13 protein-coding genes are annotated in these 17,762 nt (G+C 61.8%); 7 read left to right on the forward strand and 6 right to left on the reverse strand.

What is annotated here, in order from left to right:
* Positions 1 to 42: 42 nt before the first annotated feature.
* From VBE63_RS08500 to VBE63_RS08515, 4 genes are all read left to right on the forward strand, one after another.
* Entirely contained in the window at positions 43 to 399 is a 357-nt protein-coding gene (locus tag VBE63_RS08500; RefSeq protein WP_323682587.1) for a hypothetical protein, read from the forward strand.
* A gap of 256 nt (positions 400 to 655) precedes the next feature.
* On the forward strand, positions 656 to 1,450 hold the full coding sequence (locus VBE63_RS08505; RefSeq protein WP_323682588.1) for a ParB/RepB/Spo0J family partition protein: 795 nt from the start codon (positions 656 to 658) through the stop codon (positions 1,448 to 1,450).
* Between the two features lie 778 nt (positions 1,451 to 2,228).
* Positions 2,229 to 3,905, forward strand: a complete 1,677-nt coding sequence (locus VBE63_RS08510; RefSeq protein WP_323682589.1) for a DUF6399 domain-containing protein — start codon at positions 2,229 to 2,231, stop codon at positions 3,903 to 3,905.
* A gap of 116 nt (positions 3,906 to 4,021) precedes the next feature.
* Positions 4,022 to 4,624 carry a tyrosine-type recombinase/integrase gene (locus VBE63_RS08515; RefSeq protein ID WP_323682590.1) on the forward strand — a complete coding sequence of 201 codons (603 nt, stop codon included), beginning with the start codon at positions 4,022 to 4,024 and terminating at the stop codon, positions 4,622 to 4,624.
* 118 nt (positions 4,625 to 4,742) lie between these two features.
* Here VBE63_RS08515 and ltrA read toward each other — a convergent pair whose 3' ends face one another.
* The 6 genes from ltrA to VBE63_RS08545 form a co-directional block, all read right to left on the reverse strand.
* A complete protein-coding gene (gene ltrA / locus VBE63_RS08520; RefSeq protein WP_323682591.1) occupies positions 4,743 to 6,074 on the reverse strand; it encodes a group II intron reverse transcriptase/maturase in 1,332 nt (443 codons plus the stop codon).
* 658 nt (positions 6,075 to 6,732) lie between these two features.
* Complete coding sequence (locus VBE63_RS08525) at positions 6,733 to 7,077, reverse strand: phenylpyruvate tautomerase MIF-related protein (RefSeq protein WP_323682592.1); 345 nt, start codon at positions 7,075 to 7,077, stop codon at positions 6,733 to 6,735.
* A gap of 61 nt (positions 7,078 to 7,138) precedes the next feature.
* On the reverse strand, positions 7,139 to 8,605 hold the full coding sequence (locus VBE63_RS08530) for a GGDEF domain-containing protein (protein WP_323682593.1): 1,467 nt from the start codon (positions 8,603 to 8,605) through the stop codon (positions 7,139 to 7,141).
* A 104-nt stretch (positions 8,606 to 8,709) separates the two neighbouring features.
* Positions 8,710 to 10,152: a magnesium transporter gene (gene mgtE / locus VBE63_RS08535; RefSeq protein WP_416274526.1), complete on the reverse strand. Its 1,443-nt coding sequence runs from the start codon at positions 10,150 to 10,152 to the stop codon at positions 8,710 to 8,712.
* 209 nt (positions 10,153 to 10,361) lie between these two features.
* The gene (locus tag VBE63_RS08540) at positions 10,362 to 12,362 is read right to left on the reverse strand and encodes an HDOD domain-containing protein (protein WP_323682595.1); all 2,001 of its coding nucleotides are present in this window, start codon (positions 12,360 to 12,362) and stop codon (positions 10,362 to 10,364) included.
* A gap of 218 nt (positions 12,363 to 12,580) precedes the next feature.
* The gene (locus VBE63_RS08545; protein WP_323682596.1) at positions 12,581 to 13,690 is read right to left on the reverse strand and encodes an AI-2E family transporter; all 1,110 of its coding nucleotides are present in this window, start codon (positions 13,688 to 13,690) and stop codon (positions 12,581 to 12,583) included.
* Positions 13,691 to 14,258: 568 nt separating this feature from the next.
* On the opposite strand from VBE63_RS08545, the gene ilvB reads away from it, so the two are divergent.
* The 3 genes from ilvB to ilvC all read left to right on the forward strand — a co-directional run bounded on the left by ilvB (position 14,259) and on the right by ilvC (position 17,638).
* Complete coding sequence (gene ilvB / locus VBE63_RS08550) at positions 14,259 to 15,986, forward strand: biosynthetic-type acetolactate synthase large subunit (protein ID WP_323682628.1); 1,728 nt, start codon at positions 14,259 to 14,261, stop codon at positions 15,984 to 15,986.
* Positions 15,987 to 16,001: 15 nt separating this feature from the next.
* Complete coding sequence (ilvN, locus tag VBE63_RS08555) at positions 16,002 to 16,493, forward strand: acetolactate synthase small subunit (RefSeq protein ID WP_323682597.1); 492 nt, start codon at positions 16,002 to 16,004, stop codon at positions 16,491 to 16,493.
* Positions 16,494 to 16,621: 128 nt separating this feature from the next.
* Positions 16,622 to 17,638 carry a ketol-acid reductoisomerase gene (gene ilvC / locus VBE63_RS08560; protein WP_323682629.1) on the forward strand — a complete coding sequence of 339 codons (1,017 nt, stop codon included), beginning with the start codon at positions 16,622 to 16,624 and terminating at the stop codon, positions 17,636 to 17,638.
* Positions 17,639 to 17,762 lie beyond the last annotated feature (124 nt).

Raw genomic sequence — 17,762 nt, forward strand, 5'->3', positions numbered from 1 at the left:
ACCGTGCTGTTCACGCGCCCGAGCTGAGCGCCTTCCCAGGTATTGGTGATCGGTACCCTGCTTGCGCAGGGGCCGCGCACCGTGGCTGCAGCGCTGCGCGCGATTGGCCGCTCGGGCGAGCGGCGCTTCGAGCGCTCTTATCGGGTGCTCAACCGCGTGCGCTGGTCGGGACTGCGCGGCGCGCAGATCCTACTGAGGCTGTTGCTGGCCCTGCTGCCGTCCAGTCTGCCGATCGTGATGGTGGTTGACGAGACCTTGGAACAGCAGTTCGGGCCGCGCATCCGAGCCAAAGGGGGTGTATCGGGATGCGGTGCGCTCGAGTCGTGGCAATCCAGCGCCAGTGGAGCGACTTGGCCATCGCCCGCACCACGTCAGAGCGCATGGTCCTGTTCTCGCTAGTCTGTCTGATGGTGCATCGCTGGCGGGAGCACTGGTCCACCCTGGCGCGCTCGAGCGCCTGCTACCTCAAGCCGGAGGCAACGTGCTCCGATTGCCTGGCTTTGGTCCGGCGCCGGATTTGGGGCGAAACCTATTTCGACAACTCAGCCAGCGCGCAAGACCCTGTCCAAATATCACCCCAGTGCCTAAAGCGCTTGCTCGATCAGCTTGCCGCGACGGCCTAAGGGGCCGAAAAGTCCTAAAGTCGAGGTGAATAATGAACGGATTATTTGGAAATTCCATCGTGAATGCACCCGTGGTTGCAACCATCCGACTCGATGAGATCGAGCCAGATACAAACCAACCGCGCAAGCATTTCGATAAGGACGCACTCAAAGAACTTGCTGCTACGATCAAGGAGAAAGGGCTGATTCAACCAATCATCGTCCGTAGCAATCCTGACAGTACCGGCTACATCATCATTGCTGGTGAGCGCCGTTGGCGAGCAGCACGGATAAACAACGCTGAGACCATCGAGGCGATTGTGCGCGATGATCTCGATGCGCGAGCCGCGGCGCTGATCGAAAATATCCAGCGGCAGAACTTGAAACCGCTCGAAGAGGCCGATGCGGTTGCGACCCTACTGGCTGAGGCCGAGCTATCGCAAGGTGACCTCGCGGCGATGCTAGGGATGGGCCGTGCATCCCTCAATCAGCTGTTGAAGATCCGAGCGCTACCGGATGACATCAAACAGGAGAGCGTTGTAGCTGATACGCCAAAATCGATTCTAATTGAACTCTCTAGCATCAAGGATGAACCGGTAGTCAGGCGTCTGTGGAAGCGTTACCGCAACTCGGATCTGACGATTGCGGATATTCGCCGAGTTCGAGATGCAGGAAAAAACAAAAAGGGAGCGACAGAAGAACTGACCGGGATAAACATAGAAGAACGCAACATCCGCAAAGCGATCGGAGCGATCGCAACGCTGGTGGAAAAGCCACTGACCGATCAGGAACGATCACTCCTCGTTGAACTACAGCAACGGATTCAGACGCTACTTGGAGAACAGTAGATGAATTGCTCACCTCTGAAACGATTTCCGCGTACCTTCACTCGCCTTGGTCTCCTCGCGCTCATGGTGCTGCCAGTAATTGGGCCTCAAGCGAGGACAGATTCTCCGCAATTGGCCTCACGGAGGCCGAGGTACAAGCTTTCTTCGAGCCATTATAGACCGCCGTCAAAGACCATGAGATCAAGCGCATAGCTACCATGGTCAGGTACTCGCTCGTCGTCAACGGCAAGCTAAGGGTCCAGACTGAAGCCGAGTTCATCCGCCGTTATGCCAAGATCTTCAATCCAGCCCTTTTAAGGTGACGAAATTCACCTGACTGCAAGCCCCTGATTCTTCGTCAAGGTGCTTGCGACGGATCGCGTGGTTCGGTGACCGGCAGATTCACATGGAATCGTAAGTCGCTGATTTTAAATGTTGCTTTTATGCACCTTAAAAGGGCTGCTCTAATTGAACCAAAATCTTAAACGGCGGTCAAATACATCGAGCAAATCCCATATTAAGGAGATTTACTATGAAACCAGACTGGCTTTCCGATGCACGTTTGATACCCGATGAGGTGATGAGTTATGTCCGAAAAATCGCAGTAAATGCGGCCTTGATCACAACTCCGTCCAAAACCCAGTGCGGCGCTGCGAGATGACCCAGAAGGGGGATGGCAGACCCTCCGAAATCTCTTACCCTTGGAAGTGGAAGCTCACCGAGGGTCGAAAGAGATGTTCGAAGGCTCTGCCACTGATGACTTTAGCCCAGTCCTGGCGGCTTCGCCAGAGGCGCCGCGATGAAGCCCGCGACCCGTCTGGAGCGGGCGCAGACGCTCACCGCAGCGGCCAGCGCGTGCGCCGCAGCTCAGAGCGAACGCCAAGCGGCCGCCGCGATCGGCTGCCCACGCAGTACCTTGCGCGATTGGTCGCATTCGGCGCTAGCGGTTGGCGACGCGCCGGCGGCGTTAGCCGCGTTCATCGCCACCGAAGCCGGTGTGCACTGGCTGCATCAGTTGGTGCTGGCGATCCACTTCGTCATTACGCTGCGCGCCGGTGGCGGCGTGCGCCTGGTCAGTGAGGTCTTGGAGTTGAGCGGCTTATCGGCCTTCGTCGGTGCCTCCTACGGCAGCCAGCAGGCGTTGAATGCCGCGCTCGAGCAGGCGGTGGTCGACATCGCCGCCGAGCAGCGCCAGGCGCTGGCCGCCGGCATGGCCCCCCGGCAGATGACCGTCTGCGAAGACGAGACCTTCCACCCGGCGATCTGCTTGGTGGCGCTCGAGCCGGTCTCGAACTTCATCCTGTTGGAGCAGTACGCTGAGGATCGCACCGCGGCGACCTGGACCCAGGCGCTGGCCGCGGCCTGCGCGGGCTTGCCGATCACCCTGGTGCAGGGCACCTCGGATGAAGCCACGGCGCTGCGCCGGCACATCGAGCACGATCATCAGGCCCAGCATTCCCCGGACCTGTTCCATCTGCAGCACGAGGTGGCCAAGGGCACCGGTCTGTCACTGGCGCGGGCGGTGCGCGAGGCCGACGCCGAGGTGGCCACGGCTGAGGCACAACTGCAGGCCGAGCGCGAGGCCGAACAGGCGTACCGCCAGCAGCGCCATGGCCCGGGGCGTCCGCCGGCCTTTGCTCAGCGCATCCAAGGTGCCCTGCAGCGGTGGGCCGCCGCGGCCGTCGCTCGGGATCAGACGCAGGCGCGTCAGGAGGAGGCCAAGACGTTGATCCGCGCCCTCGGCGAAGCCTACCATCCCTTTGATCTGGAGCGCGGTGAGGCGCAACCACCTGAGCGCTTGGGAGAACGGCTGAACGCGATCTGGCAACGCTTGGAGGCCCTCGCCGAGGCGGCCGACTTGCCGGCACGCGCCCGTGCCCACTTACAGAAGGCCAAGCGCTTGAACACGGCCCTGCTGACAACGATCGCCTTCTTTTTTGCCACCGTGCATCAGCGTGTCGAGGCGCTCAACCTGGCGCCCGACCTTGAGACCGCCGTGCTCGAGCAACGGATCCCGGCGATCTACCTTGAACGCGTCGCAACAAAATGCTCGGGAGCCGAGGCGCGTCAATGCCTCGCGGCACTGAGCGCGCAGAGGCTCGCACCGCTGCGCGCGGCAGATCACCCCATTCAAGCCCTGGAGGCAACTCAGCGCGCGGAGATTGAGCAGGTCGCCAGCGACTGCGCCAACCTGTTCCAGCGCTCGAGCTCTGCTGTGGAGGGGCGCAACGGTCAGCTCTCCCTCTTCCACCACGGCTGCCATCGCCTCAGTGCACGTAAGCTCTCCGCCCTGACGGCGGTACACAACTTCTACATCCGCCGTGCGGATCAGACCACCGCCGCTGAGCGTTTCTTTGGCCGGGCGCCCCCGCCCTTGTTCGAGCAACTGCTCGAGCGGGTGCCTCTGCCACCCCGGCCACGCCGACGACGAGCGTGCGCGCCGAAGGTCTCCTACCTCACGCCGATGGCCGCGTGAGAGGGGTGGAACCGTGTCACCGCGGGTGCTGACGCACCCGCGGTTCCCACAGATCCGGACATGCGGGACTACCGCATCTTATGTAGCACGCCACATAATGTACGGAAAAACCGGAAATGGATGCCCTGCTTGGGGCGCCGGATCGCACGACTCACCAAGGGCGGCGCGATTATGCGCTGTTGCTCTTCCTGTTCAACTCAGGGGCCAGGGCGAGTGAGGCGGCCGGGCTGATGATTGCCGACCTCGACTTGGCTCAACCCTCGGCCCGGCTGCTCGGCAAAGGCAACAAGATCCGCTTTTGCCCGCTTTGGTCGACGACCGTGCAGACGCTCGCGCCCTTGGTGGCGGAACGCGCGCCGACCGAGGCGGTGTTCCTTAACCGATGCGGCCAACCGATCACGCGCTTTGGCATCCACACGCTGGTGGAGCGTTGCGCTCAAAAAGCAGCGGCCGAGTTCCCTTCGCTGGCGAGTAAGCGCGTCAGCCCGCACTCGATTCGCCATACCACCGCCGTCTTCCTCCTGCGCGCCGGCGTGGATATCAATACGATCAGGGCTTGGCTCGGGCATGCCTCGATCAACACCACGCACGTCTATGCCGAGTTCGACCTGGAGATGAAGGCCAAGGCGTTAGAAAAATGCGACCTCACAGGCGATACGATACCTGGGAAGCATTGGGCTGACGACGCCTCCTTGATGGCATTTCTCCAATCGTTGTAGGCGTCGTTTATGTGGCGCCCGGGCTGGCCGTAGATCAGTATCTACGGCCTCTGCGCGACGGGACGCCACATAACAGGCAACGCCACATTACGCATCCGGCTCCTCGGTTGAGCAGTCGCTACGCGACATAGTGGCTATGAACGACGCGGATGGGCGGCAGGGGGTAGCGTTGGAGCAGTCGGTTGAAGGCCTCCCAGTTCAGCGAGGGCCGATAGGAGCGGCGATTCAGCCACTTTATCCAGACACGGCGCACCGCCTGTCGGAACCGAACCAACGCTCGCGCGTTACCGGTGATTCCATAGTAGGCGTCATGGCCGAGCAGTTTGCGACTGAGTGCCTTCCATTGTTCCGCCACCGACAGATGCCGATGGCGGCGGCACCACTGCCCGATCTGTCGCACGGCGCGACTGAAGCGGGCTTTGGCCGTCTTGCGCTGCACCACCCAATGTCCCTTTCGGGAGCGTCCCCAGTAATGGGTAAAGCCGAGCAACTCGAAGCTGCGCCCGCGCTGCGAGCGCCGCGTTGCTCGCCGCCAGGGCGGACGACGAAAGTCCACCAGGCGGGTCTTCTCGGGGTGGAGCGTCAGCCCAAAGCGCGCCAAGCGCTTGGCCAAGACCTCCATCACCCGCCGGGCGTCATCTTCCCGCTCAAAGGCCAGCAGCGCATCATCCGCAAAGCGGACCATAAAGGCCCGCCCGCGCAGGCGCGGCTTGGCCGTGTCCTCGAACCAGCGGTCCAGGACTTCATGCAGGTAAAGATTCGACACCAGCGGGCTGATCACATGACCCTGGGGACTCCCCCGCTCGGGTTGGCTGATCACCCCGTCTTCCATGATCCCGGCTTGCATCCATTTGCCCAGCACGCGACGGATCACGCCGTCTCGTACCCGTTGGTCAAGAAAGGCATGCAGATGGCTTCGTTCCATGCTGCCAAAGAAGTCCTGGATGTCGAGATCGATCACCCAGGCGCCGCGCAGGTCCATAACCCCATCCCAGAGCGCTTGCAGCGCCTGGTGGGGACTGCGACCCGGGCGAAAGCCGTAAGAGCAGTCCAGAAAGTCTTGCTCGTAGACCGGCTCCAACACCATCAGCACCGCCCGTTGGAGGATTTTATCTTCCAGAGTGGGAATGCCGATCGGGCGGGTCTTCTTCGCCGTTCCCTCTTTCGGGATGTAGACGCGCCGCACCGGTGGCGCCTGATACCGGCCGCTCTTGAACCGATCGAGCAGGTCGCTCAGGTTCTCGTGCAACCGGGCTTCGTACGCCTCGGCAGTGACGCCATCCACACCCACCGCGCCATCCTTGCGCGTCCGCCGGTACGCTTCTTCCAGCCACATCAGGTCGATGTGGTGCGCCAACGTGGTCAGCACCATCTCGGGTGCCTGTCTCGCCAGATTCGCGATCATCGCTTGTTTCGTTGTGATGGTCTCGCAACTCAATGTTTGCGCCATCTGTCCCTCCCGATGTTGTCTCAACCGATCGGCCGCTTCCCTCCCGTGGGTCCGCTCGGGTGCGTTCCCCACGCTCGGCGGTACGATCAGCCGACTCTGACTGCTCAGCCGCCCTCGCACCGCACCTCTGGCCTTCGCTTGGTGCTACCTTGAGGTCGGTCCTGTTTGCTCCTGCCGGGTGGACCTTCACCGACAGACCTGGGCCGCTTCTCTCGCGGTGCCCGCGCCGCGTTTCACTCAAGGAACGACTGAGCCCTCCCAGGTTCCTGGGCGACCCGTGCGTGCATGCCCTGCTCTTCGACCCCGGCGGAGTCTCGTCATCAGACCGTTTCAATGTCGAGACGGTTGCCTTCCGGTCTTTCGACTACGTCGGCTCCGCTGACATCAGTATCGGGGCTCTATCACACAGCCTACACGCCCCCTGTGTTCGCTTCGCAGGCGGGATCACTCCCGCACCACGCCACACTCGGTTCCGGTGGATGGTCAGTCCTTACCGGCTCGGGACTTGCACCCGTTGGGCCGCAACAAGGAGTTTCCGATTCGCTTATCCGTTCGCTCTCTTCCCCTCCTTCCAGGCTTTGCCTGGCGCAACGAACTTAATGATCAAGGCCCGCAGCAGGACCCAAGCTTTCGCGGCGCGTTGTCATTCCTCTTTGGATCAAAAGGTCTTGCCGTCGAATCCGAACAGGTGGCGTGGCGGTGAGGCGAATTCGATGTAGACCCGGTTGGAGGGTATCTCGAGCGTCTCGTCGAGCAGTTCGCAGAGTGCAGCCGAGAGTGCTGGGGTCTGATCTTCGGGCAGCCCCAGGCTCTTCAGCTCCAGGAAGGCAAGGGGACTGGTCTCGCCGCCAAAGCACATGGCGGGGGTTGGCTCGAGGATCACCATGACGTAGCGCTCCGGCTTGCCGAGCAGCTCGGCGACACGGGCGGAGGCGCGTTTGATGAACGACTCGGTTGCCGTTGACTCAAGGGTGGCGTTGGTCTTGATGATAAGAGTGGGCATCGCAGAAATCGCTGCAGTGGGTTGCTAGGTCGGCAGCATAGCCGATCGCTAGGATGAGGGTTTAACCGCTGCTCAAGGCGGCCGAGTCTGACAGGGCTCCAATCCGTCCACGCCCGGTTCGCTTCACATCCAGCATGGCCAAATCGGCCTGATGCAGCAAGGCATCGAGGTCCAGAGGGTGATCGGCACGCAAGCAGGCGACGCCGATACTGGCGTTTAGGCTCAGAGGTTCGCCCTGATCATTGAGGATCTTTGCTGTCCGGATCTCCTCCAGCAGGCGCTCGGCGAGACCCAGCGCCGCTGTTTGATCTTGGCTGATGAGCACCACAAACTCATCACCGCCCCAACGGCCAACGACGTCCTCGGCGCGGGTGACACGGCTACAGCAGGCGGCAAAGGTCTTGAGGGCGCGATCACCGACATGATGACCATGGCTATCGTTGATGGTCTTGAAGCGATCGACATCGAGCAACAGCAGCGAGATCCAGCCGCAAGCACGCTGCGCCCGCGCGATCTCGCGTTCCGCCAGCGTCGTGAAGTAGAAACGGTTAGCGATCCCAGTCAAAGAGTCAGTGCGCGCCTGCTGCTGCAACGCGCTGCGACCTTCGAGCAAACGCAGGTAGTTGCGCAGGGCTATAAACCCCAACCCCATGATCAAGATCCAGCCCAACACTGCCAGCCCGGCCAGGCGATACCAGTCCGCCAACCAGTCGGCGTGATCGATGCCTAAGATGATCACGAAGGGCGTCCCCTCAACCTTCAGTGAACCAAAGTAGCGGTTTTTTTGGTCCAGTGGAGAGCGCACCAAGGCAACCCGAAACGGCTCGTCGGAGGCCAGGAAGTCGCTCAAGTTTGGGTTATCGACCAACTGCCCGATCGCCTGCGGCAAGGGCGGGTAACGTGCCAGCAGCATGTGCTGGTCATCCACAATCGCGAGGGAATCGAGGCGACCCGTCCCCATGCGGGCCAGCCATTGGCTGAAGAAGTCGGTCTTCAGGGCGATCGCCACCAAGCCGAGAAAGGTCCCGTCCTCGGCGCGCAGGGCGCGTGCGTGGGTCACATTCACCGGACCGACATTGGCGCGATAGCCCCGCGTGACTAGGCTGTCGAGCTCAGGATCAGCCTGCAAGCGCTGACAGTATTCGCGATCGCTGGCGTCATAACCGAGATCGCCATTGCCCTGTGTGACGACGCAGTGTCGGTTGAACGCGCCATACAGGAAGGCGTGGGGAAAGGTCTTGCGGCGTTGCTCGAGCCGCTGGCTCAGATCGGCATGGGCCTCGGGATTGGGATGCGGGTAGCGCAGTGCATTCGGGTCGATCTGGGCGACCATGTCCCGCAACAGATAGTCCGAGGCGACGAAGGCGCCGCGAATCCATTCAGCGATCAGTTCAGAGGAGAAGGCTAGGCGGCTCTCCTGAAGCTCCAAGGTCCGCTGATACGACGTCCAGAGAAACAGGCCCAGGAGAAGACTCGATAGGCCCATTAACAACGCATAGGCGGCAAGCCCTGAACTCCTTTTTTGCAACTGACTGCTCCTTTCTGACCCAAACCCAGGATGATACCGACGACGTTACTTGATGTCACAAGCCGGCAGGTTAGGCGGCTAAACTGCGCGCTCCGGTCTGCACGCTACAACAGAAATAACGTTGCCAGCCCGAGGAAGATAAAGAATCCACCGGAGTCGGTCAGGGCCGTGATCATCACCGAGCTGCCGAGCGCAGGATCTCGACCCAAGCGTTGGCGCAGCAGTGGGATCAGCACGCCTGCTGTTGCTGCAAGGAGCAGATTCAATGTCATTGCCGCGACCATGACCACCCCCAGTTGCAGATTCTGGTAGACCACCCCGGCAAAGACGCCGATCACGCCGCCCCAGACCAGGCCGTTGATCAGCGCCACGCCCAGCTCCTTGACGATCAGCCGCCGCCAAGCCGAGGGCTGCACCTGCCCCATCGCGATCGCGCGCACAATCATGGTGATGGTCTGATTGCCTGCATTACCGCCGATGCCGGCGACGATCGGCATCAAGGCTGCCAGTGCGACCAACTGCGCAATCGAGCCCTCGAACAGATCGATCACGCGTGAGGCGATCACCGCGGTGATCAGATTGATCGCCAGCCAGGCCCAGCGGTTCTTCACCGAGCGTAGGATTGGCGCGAAGATGTCCTCCTCTTCCTCCAGACCGGCCTGGCTGAGGATCTCGGCCTCGTTCTCCTCTTGGATGTAGTCGACCACATCGGAGACGGTGAGCCTGGCGACCAGACGCCGCTGTTTGTCGACGACAGGCACCGAGACGAGATCGTAGCGCTCGAAGGCATGCGCGGCTTGGCGCGCCTCATCCTCGGCGCGAAACAGGATCAGCTCACTGGCCTGCATCACCGCGCTGACGGGGGTCTCTGGCTCGTTGATGAGCAGCGCCTCAAGCGTGAGGATACCGCGCAAGCGCTCATCACGATCGACCACGAACAGCTTATCGGTATGATCTGGCAAGGCATCGAAACGACGCAGATAACGCGCCACCACCTCCAGCGTCACATCCTCGCGGACCTTGACCAGATCGAAGTCCATCAAGGCGCCGACCGTGTCCTCGGCATAGGACATCGCCTCGCGGACCCGCGCTTGCTCGCGCTGATCGAGGGCGGTCAAGACCTCCTGGGCGAGATCCGTCGGCAGATCCGGGATCAGATCGGCCAGCTCATCGGCATCCAGGGTCTCGGCCGCGGTCTTGAGCTCGTCAGGGTCCATGCTCTCGAGCAGGCTTGGGCGCACCGCGTCCGAGACCTCGAGCAGGATGTCGCCATCCTTGTCCGCTTTGACCTGATCCCAGACGTAAAGCCGCTCATCCAATGGCAGCGACTCGAGGATGTAAGCAATATCTGCCGGATGGAGGCGGTCCAGTTTGCGCTGCAGCCGCGCCAGGTTCTGCCGATGGGTGATGTTCTCGACCAGTCGCTGATGCGCCATGCGCTGTCGTCGTGTCACATCCTCAACCAGCTGCTGTTTTGTCAGTAATTGCCGCACTTCGCGCAGATGCCGCTGGAGCAGGTCTTCATCGGGTCGCGGCAGGTATGGCATCGGCATCTGTCTCCAAGCTAAGGTTTGAGTCAGGCACCTTGTAAGTCAGGTCGCACGGACAGCCAGACTATCCAGGTCAGCATCAGGACCACCAGCGCTATCAACAACGATGCCCCAGGTGAGGAATTGGGCGGGTCAGGAGGTTGTCGCAGTGGCTGCGCCAAGTGTCTTGGGGATAGTAGGAACGGTTGGCGATCGCGGTCAACGGGTCAGTGCGCGCCTGCCGCAGTCCCCTGGGTCCAAGCCGCGCAGACGCGATTGCGTCCCGACGACTTGGCGGTGTAGAGGGCCTTGTCAGCCGCAGCGACGAAACTCTTGGTATCCACGTAGCCGTGGCTGGAATGGGCGATGCCGATGCTGACGCTGAGCGGGTGGCCGGAAAAACGGGCCTCAAGCATCCGTCCGCGTCGAGCGATCTCGCGGCGGATACGCTCGGCGTAGCTGGCAGCGCCTGACTCGCTGGGTGACATCAGGCCAAACAGGAATTCTTCGCCGCCGTAGCGGCCCAGGAAGTCGCCGGGACGGGTCAAGCCGCGCATGGTGTCGGCGACGATACGCAGCACATCATCGCCGGTTTGGTGGCCGAAGGTATCGTTGAAGGCTTTGAAGTGGTCGATGTCGACCAAGCCGATGCCGAAATGACGCCCGGAGGAGAGTTGCGCGAAGGCTTCCTGTAAGAAACGGTCGACGGCGCTGCGGTTGGGTAGTCGGGTCAGGGCATCGATCTCCGCCTTGGCACGCTCCATTGCGAACAAGCGACTGCGCTCGAGCGCGATGCCAAGCTCGCCGGCGACGCCTTGAATCTCATGCAGCACGGAGGGTTCCGGGGGCCGCTGCGACTCGGGGTCGTAGAGGCAGATGATGCCTTGCAGCCGTCCCTGACTCATCACCGGGATGGCGGCTGCGACGGACGCTCCGAGCAGGCTCAAGAAGCGGTGATTGGGCGGGGTGTCGTGGATCATCACCGCAGTGCGCTTGCGCAGACAGAGGATCAGGTCGCCGGCCAGCCGATCGAAGACGATCTGGACGCCCGGCGGCTGCCCGCCTTGCGGTAGCTCGGGCAGCCCATGGGTGGCGACGAAGCGGCGCCGTTTCGGTTCGACCTGCATCAGGAGCAGATGCGAGAGCGCGAATTCCTGCTGCAGCGCGCGCAGTGTCTGCGGCACGAAGACGTCAGGGCTGAGGCTCTGGTGGGGGGCAGTGGCACTCTTGATCGGTTGACGACCGACAGGGTGGGTCGCGGACTGGCTGGCGTTGACCAGGGCCAGCGCGGTGGTCACTACATTGGCGCGCAGTTGTAACGGGGATGGGAAGCGCAGTCCATAGAAGGTGGCGATCTCGGTCATTTCTTGATCCGCCGTGGAGAGTAGATCAGCGAGCCCGAGCTGCTCCAGCTCGATCAGCTCGAGTACTTCAGGCGCTAGAGACGGGCTGGTGTAGGTGCGAACCGAGCCGAGGCCTTGTGTCCAGGCGATGAAGTCTGCGAGCGCGACGATGGCGACCTCTTGGGCTTGCGGCCTCTCCAGATGGCTCTCCGCGAGTCCGCAATGGTGCAGTGCTTGAGCCCGGCAGACGACGTCGGGTAGCCCCCAGGTCTCGCTCAGCAGCGCGCCGAGACGGTCGTGAGCGATGCCGAAGAAGAGGCGCTCATCGTCGCCTGTGGCCTTGCCGCTGGTGCCCGCGGTGCTGAGAAACTCGCTGTAACTGAGCTTGCCGTGCGATTCCAAGATGACTTTGCCGAGATCGTGCAATAGGCCGGCGGCATAGAGCTCATCGGGGTCCTCGTGGCCGAGGCGCTCGGCGATGCCGCGGCTCAGAATGGCCACTAGCAGGCTGTGCTGCCAGAAGAAGAGGCGATCGAAAGCGCGCTTGGTGTCGCTCTGGATCATGCTCTCGTAGAAGAACAGATGTAGGGTCGCTTGACGCAAGGTCGATAACCCGAGCAAGGTGGCCGCCCGGTGGATCGACGGGATACGCTGGGGGAAGCCGTAGTAGGCCGAGTTGACGAGCTTAAGCACCTTGGCAGCGAGTGCCGGCTCGGTCTCGATGAGCTGAGCGATCTCGTCGAGGCCGGTGTTCTCCGAACGGGTGACCTGCAGCAGCTTGAGCGCCGCCGCGGGCGCCGGTTGCAGGGCGCCAACCGGGCAGCGTAAGGCCTGGTGGACGATCGACTGCGTCTGCGGGTTCGCTCCTACAACATCCTCTGCCACGCTGTCCTGTCCTGCCTGGGTTAGCTGTTTGGCGCGCTGCCATGATCATGGCTCCTGATCATCATAGCATCGTCCTTTTCCGCGCTGCAGGTCGTGATCTCAGTCGCAGATCCCCGTGGCGTTGCCACGCCCCGATGCGGGCGCCGTCACAAGCTCCAGGCCAGTGACACCATGCGCATGGCTTGGGCAGCCTGACGCGCGATAGAGACGATCAGCACTCAGTGCCCATGATCAGTCGGCTCATCCATCGCAACGGCATCCAGCACCGGCTGATTGACCTGGTCGGGCGGGGGCATTGTCTCGACCTCCGGGCCGAGCAGGATGGCGATGGGACGGGTGGTTGGGCTCGCATCCAAGGCGATGACCAAGGTCACGGTGAGAGGCACGGCGAGGAACATCCCGACGCTGCCGAACAGCCAGCCCCAGAACAGCAGCGCCAAGAATACGGCCAATGTCGAGATGCCGAGCCCCTTGCCCATGATGCGTGGCTCGATGATGTTGCCGATGGCGGTGTTGATGACCAAGTAGCCGATGATGACCATCAGGGCGGTCGAGAGGTCGGCCTGGACCAACGCCAGCAACGCGGGTGGAATCATCATGATGATGTTGCCAACCACCGGGATGAAGTTCAGGAAGAAAGCCAGGATGGCCCAGAAGATCGCAAAATCGACGCCGAGGAGCCAGAGCAGCACATAGGCACAGACGCCAGTGGCGAAGCTGGTCGCCGCCTTGATCTGCATGTAGCGGTTAATCGAGCTGAACAGCCGGCGGATGCGCTCTTCACCCTCGGGCGTCAGCGAGAAGGCCGCATGCAGCTTGGCCCAGAGCGTCGGTGCCTCCAGCAGGATAAAGATAACCGTCAGTAGGACGAGCAGGCCGTTGGCGAAGATGCCACTGGCGTTCGACAACAGCAGACGCACGCCAACCATGAGCTTGCTCGGATCGAGCAGGTTAGGGACCGCATCGCCTGACTGATCCATGCCCACCGCCTCGAGCCAATTCCCGAGCTGGCTCACAAGCAAGGTCAGGCGATCTTGATAGGTCGGGATGCTGTTGCGAAAGCCCTCGACGGCGCCGGAGGTGACCAGCGCCAAGAGGCTGCCGATGTCGATCAGGACGAAGCCGATGACCACCAAGGCGGCCCATTTCGGCACGCCCTTGCCCCGCATCCAACCCAATACCGGCGTCACGACGATGGCGATGAAGGTCGCGAGCAGGATCGGTGCCAGCAGCGACGAGGCCATTTTCAAGACGATCACGACTAAGGCGAAGGCAGCCGCCACGATCAGACCGCGCGCGGGAGCACTGAAATCAGTCAGCGTGTTCATGGACCAGTGGACCTCTTGATGACAACCTGCCATGCCCGGCGCGGCTTGGCCGAGACCGTTTTAGGCGACCTCGGTATTTTCAGCGATCTCTCAAATGGGGTCTATCGAAATCTCCCCGCTGCCCAAGTCGTTTCGAAGGCGCTCAGTCAATGTGCTCAGTGAACGGGTTTCCCCGAAGTAGTTGACCGGTGGAGCAGTTATTTAGTATTTTTGACTGTTTACCGCTTGGGGCTAGCCGATTGGGCTTGCGGCGACGTTCGCTTGGTCAAGCAAGTCTCAGTGTTTCTAGCGCCGAGTCGGCGTGCGGTACCTTGTCAAGCCTTTGTGAGCCCCACAACTATCGCCTTTCGGCTGGGCGTTGCGAGAGGCGCTGCTCGGCATACTTGACATCTCACCGGTCGCTGCATCGGTGGCTGCGGGCGCAACTCTGCGTCTCAAAGCCGCCGAGTCGATCCGTACGGAGGACGCCTGCGTGCAATCCAATCTGGCCGATGGGCCTGACCTTACCAACACCGCTGAAGCTGTCGACCAGGAGCCTGTGGGTGCCAGCGCTGCAGCCGAGGCACCGATGCTGAGCGGTGCTGAGATAACCATTCAGGCGTTGATCGACGAAGGGGTCGAATACGTCTTCGGTTACCCAGGTGGCGCGGTGCTGCACATCTATGACGCCTTGTTCCAACGTGGCGATGCGATCAAGCACGTTCTGGTGCGCCACGAGCAGGGCGCGACGCACGCGGCGGATGGTTACGCGCGTGCGACCGGTCAGTGTGGCGTCTGCCTGGTGACCTCGGGTCCGGGGGCCACGAATGCGGTGACTGGCATCGCCACCGCGCATCTCGATTCGATCCCGATGGTGGTGATCACTGGTCAGGTGCCAACACCTGTGATCGGTAGTGATGCCTTTCAAGAGGTCGATACCGTTGGCATCACGCGGCCTTGCGTCAAACATAACTTCTTGGTCAAGCGGCTCGAGGACCTCGCGGAGACCATCCGCAAGGCCTTCTTTATCGCGCAATCCGGTCGCCCTGGCCCGGTCGTGGTCGACATCCCAAAGGATGTGACTGATCCGACGATCAAGATCCCCTACATCTACCCGCGTGATCTCAATATCCGGTCTTATAACCCGGCCAAGCGCGGCCATCTGGGACAGATCCGTAAGGCGGTCGAGGCCATGCTCGATGCCAAGCGTCCGATCTTCTACACCGGCGGCGGGGCGATCCTGGACGATGCCGCGGCACCGCTGACCGACTTGGTGCGCGCGCTCGGCTTCCCGATCACCAGCACCCTGATGGGGCTGGGCGCCTACCCGATGACCGACAAGCAGTTCCTCGGCATGCTCGGGATGCATGGCACCTACGAGGCCAACATGGCCATGCACGAGACCGATTGCCTGATCGCGATCGGCGCGCGCTTCGATGATCGGGTCACCGGCAAGATCGAGCACTTCTGTCCGCATGCCGAGATCATCCATGTCGACGTCGACCCTTCATCGATCTCGAAGAACGTCAAGGTACAGGTGCCCATCGTCGGCCCGGTCGGCAGTGTCGTCACCGACATGCTCGGCGTGCTGCGTGAAAGCGGCGGGCGCCCGGACCAGACCGCGCTCGCGGCCTGGTGGCAGCAAATCGACGCCTGGCGCGGCGTCGACTGCCTGCGCTATGACCGCTCGAGTCCGATGATCAAGCCGCAGTTCGCGGTCGAGACGCTCTATAAGGTCACCAACGGCGACCTCTATCTGACCTCGGATGTCGGCCAGCATCAGATGTTCGCGGCCCAGTTCTATCCGTTCGATAAACCACGCCGCTGGATCAACTCAGGCGGCCTTGGCACTATGGGATTCGGTCTGCCGGCGGCCATGGGCGTGCAGCTCGGCCACCCTGATGCCCAGGTGGCCTGCATCTCTGGCGAAGCGAGCATCCTGATGTGCATCCAGGAGATGGCGACCTGTAAGCAGTACAGTCTGCCGATCAAGGTCGTGCTGCTGAACAACGGCTACATGGGCATGGTGCGCCAGTGGCAGGAATTCTTTTACGAGAGCCGCTACGCGCATTCATACGTCGACGCCCTGCCGGATTTCGTTGCCTTGGCGCAGAGTTTCGGCCATGTCGGCATGCGCGTCGAGAAGCCGGATCAACTGGAAGCAGCAATGCGCGAGGCCTTCGCGATGAAGGATCGCTTCGTCTTCCTCGACGTGATCGTCGATCCATCCGAGAACGTCTATCCGATGATTTGTGCAGGCAAGGGCCATCACGAGATGGAACTGCCGCCGACCATGTCCGAGCGGGAGCTGGCCTAAGGCCTGAGAGCAGGTATGAGACACATCATTTCGATGCTGGTGGAGAATGAGTCGGGTGCGCTGTCGCGCATCGCCGGCCTGTTCTCGGCCCGCGGCTACAATATCGAATCCCTGACCGTCGCGGCGACTGATGAGCCGTCGCTCTCGCGCATGACCCTGGTGACGCGCGGCAATGACGACATCGTCGAACAGATCAAGAAGCAGCTCAATAAGCTCATTGATGTCGTCAAGCTCCAAGATCTCTCCGAGGGCGAGCACATCGAGCGTGAGATGATGTTGATCAAGCTCAAGGCCGCCGGTCCCGACCGCGAAGAATTGAAGCGCCTGACCGAGATCTTCCGCGCCAAGATCATCGATGTGACCGACGCGAGCTACATCGTCGAACTGACTGGCGCCTCGCGCAAGCTCGATGCCTTCATCGAAGCCGTGCCCGAGGGGCTGATCACCGAGGTGGTGCGCTCCGGTCCGACGGGTATCCTGCGCGGCGCCAAGGGCTTGACGCTGTGAGTCGCCGCGCCGCTCTGGCGCGCGGCCCAGGGTAACACGACCCGAGGCAGCCATTAACAACGGTTCAGCCGAGGCCGCTCGGCGTTCACGAATATCAACCCAAGATAGAGACCAGGACCATCATGGCTATTAATGTTTATTACGACAAAGACGCCGACCTCTCGCTGCTTCAAGGCAAGCAGGTCGCCATCATCGGCTATGGCTCGCAGGGCCATGCCCATGCCAATAACCTCAAGGACTCGGGCGTCGATGTTGTCGTCGGCCTCCGTACTGGCTCCAGTTCGGCCGCCAAGGCCGCTGATGCGGGTCTCGCCGTCAAGGACATCCCGGAGGCGGTCAGCGGTGCCGACGTGGTGATGATCCTAGCGCCCGACGAGCACCAAGCCAAGCTCTACAGCGAGCAGGTGGCGCCGAACATCAAGCAGGGCGCGGCACTGGCCTTCGCGCATGGCTTCAACATCCACTTCGGCCAGATCGAGCCGCGCGCCGATCTGGACGTGATCATGATCGCGCCCAAGGGGCCGGGGCATCTGGTGCGCTCCACCTATACCCAGGGCGGCGGCGTGCCGAGTCTGATCGCGGTGCATCAGGACGCGAGCGGCAAGGCGCGGGATATCGCGATGGCTTATGCCTCGGCTAATGGCGGCGGCCGTGCCGGCATCATCGAGACCAGCTTCCGTCAGGAGTGCGAGACCGATCTCTTCGGCGAACAAGTCGTACTCTGCGGTGGCTTGACCGCGCTGATCCAGATGGGCTTCGAGACCCTGGTCGAAGCCGGCTACGAGCCTGAAATGGCCTATTTCGAGTGCCTACACGAGGTCAAGCTGATCGTCGATCTGATCTACGAGGGCGGCATCGCCAACATGCGCTATTCGATCAGCAATACCGCCGAGTATGGCGATCTGACCCGCGGCCCACGCATCATCACCGAGGAGACCCGCGAGGAGATGCGCAAGATCCTGCGCGAGATCCAGAACGGTCAGTTCGCCAAGGAGTTCACGCTTGAAAACCAAGCTGGCGCACCCTCGATGAAGGCCATGCGCCGCCTCTCGCAAGAGCATCAGATCGAACAGGTTGGCAGCCGCCTGCGCGAGATGATGCCCTGGATTCGCGAGAAGCAGTTGGTCGATAAGTCGCGCAACTGAGCGCGGCTTTCTCCTCGTGCATCAATACTGGAAAAGGCTCCGCGAGGAGCCTTTTTTGTTTTGGGAGATCATTATGGCGACATCTGTTCGACTGCCTGAAGCCTTCGAGCGCGTGCGCAAGGGT

It is taken from the genome of Lamprobacter sp., assembly GCF_034860625.1.
Classification (GTDB): Bacteria; Pseudomonadota; Gammaproteobacteria; order Chromatiales; family Chromatiaceae; genus Lamprobacter.

Bases quoted from the DNA above. Each gene is read 5' to 3' on its own strand.
- VBE63_RS08505 (WP_323682588.1), top strand. From the start codon at position 656: ATGAACGGATTATTTGGAAATTCCATCGTGAATGCACCCGTGGTTGCA.
- VBE63_RS08510 (WP_323682589.1), top strand. From the start codon at position 2,229: ATGAAGCCCGCGACCCGTCTGGAGCGGGCGCAGACGCTCACCGCAGCG.
- VBE63_RS08515 (WP_323682590.1), top strand. From the start codon at position 4,022: ATGGATGCCCTGCTTGGGGCGCCGGATCGCACGACTCACCAAGGGCGG.
- ltrA (WP_323682591.1), bottom strand. From the start codon at position 6,074: ATGGCGCAAACATTGAGTTGCGAGACCATCACAACGAAACAAGCGATG.
- VBE63_RS08525 (WP_323682592.1), bottom strand. From the start codon at position 7,077: ATGCCCACTCTTATCATCAAGACCAACGCCACCCTTGAGTCAACGGCA.
- mgtE (WP_416274526.1), bottom strand. From the start codon at position 10,152: ATGCCATACCTGCCGCGACCCGATGAAGACCTGCTCCAGCGGCATCTG.
- VBE63_RS08545 (WP_323682596.1), bottom strand. From the start codon at position 13,690: ATGAACACGCTGACTGATTTCAGTGCTCCCGCGCGCGGTCTGATCGTG.
- ilvB (WP_323682628.1), top strand. From the start codon at position 14,259: ATGCTGAGCGGTGCTGAGATAACCATTCAGGCGTTGATCGACGAAGGG.
- ilvN (WP_323682597.1), top strand. From the start codon at position 16,002: ATGAGACACATCATTTCGATGCTGGTGGAGAATGAGTCGGGTGCGCTG.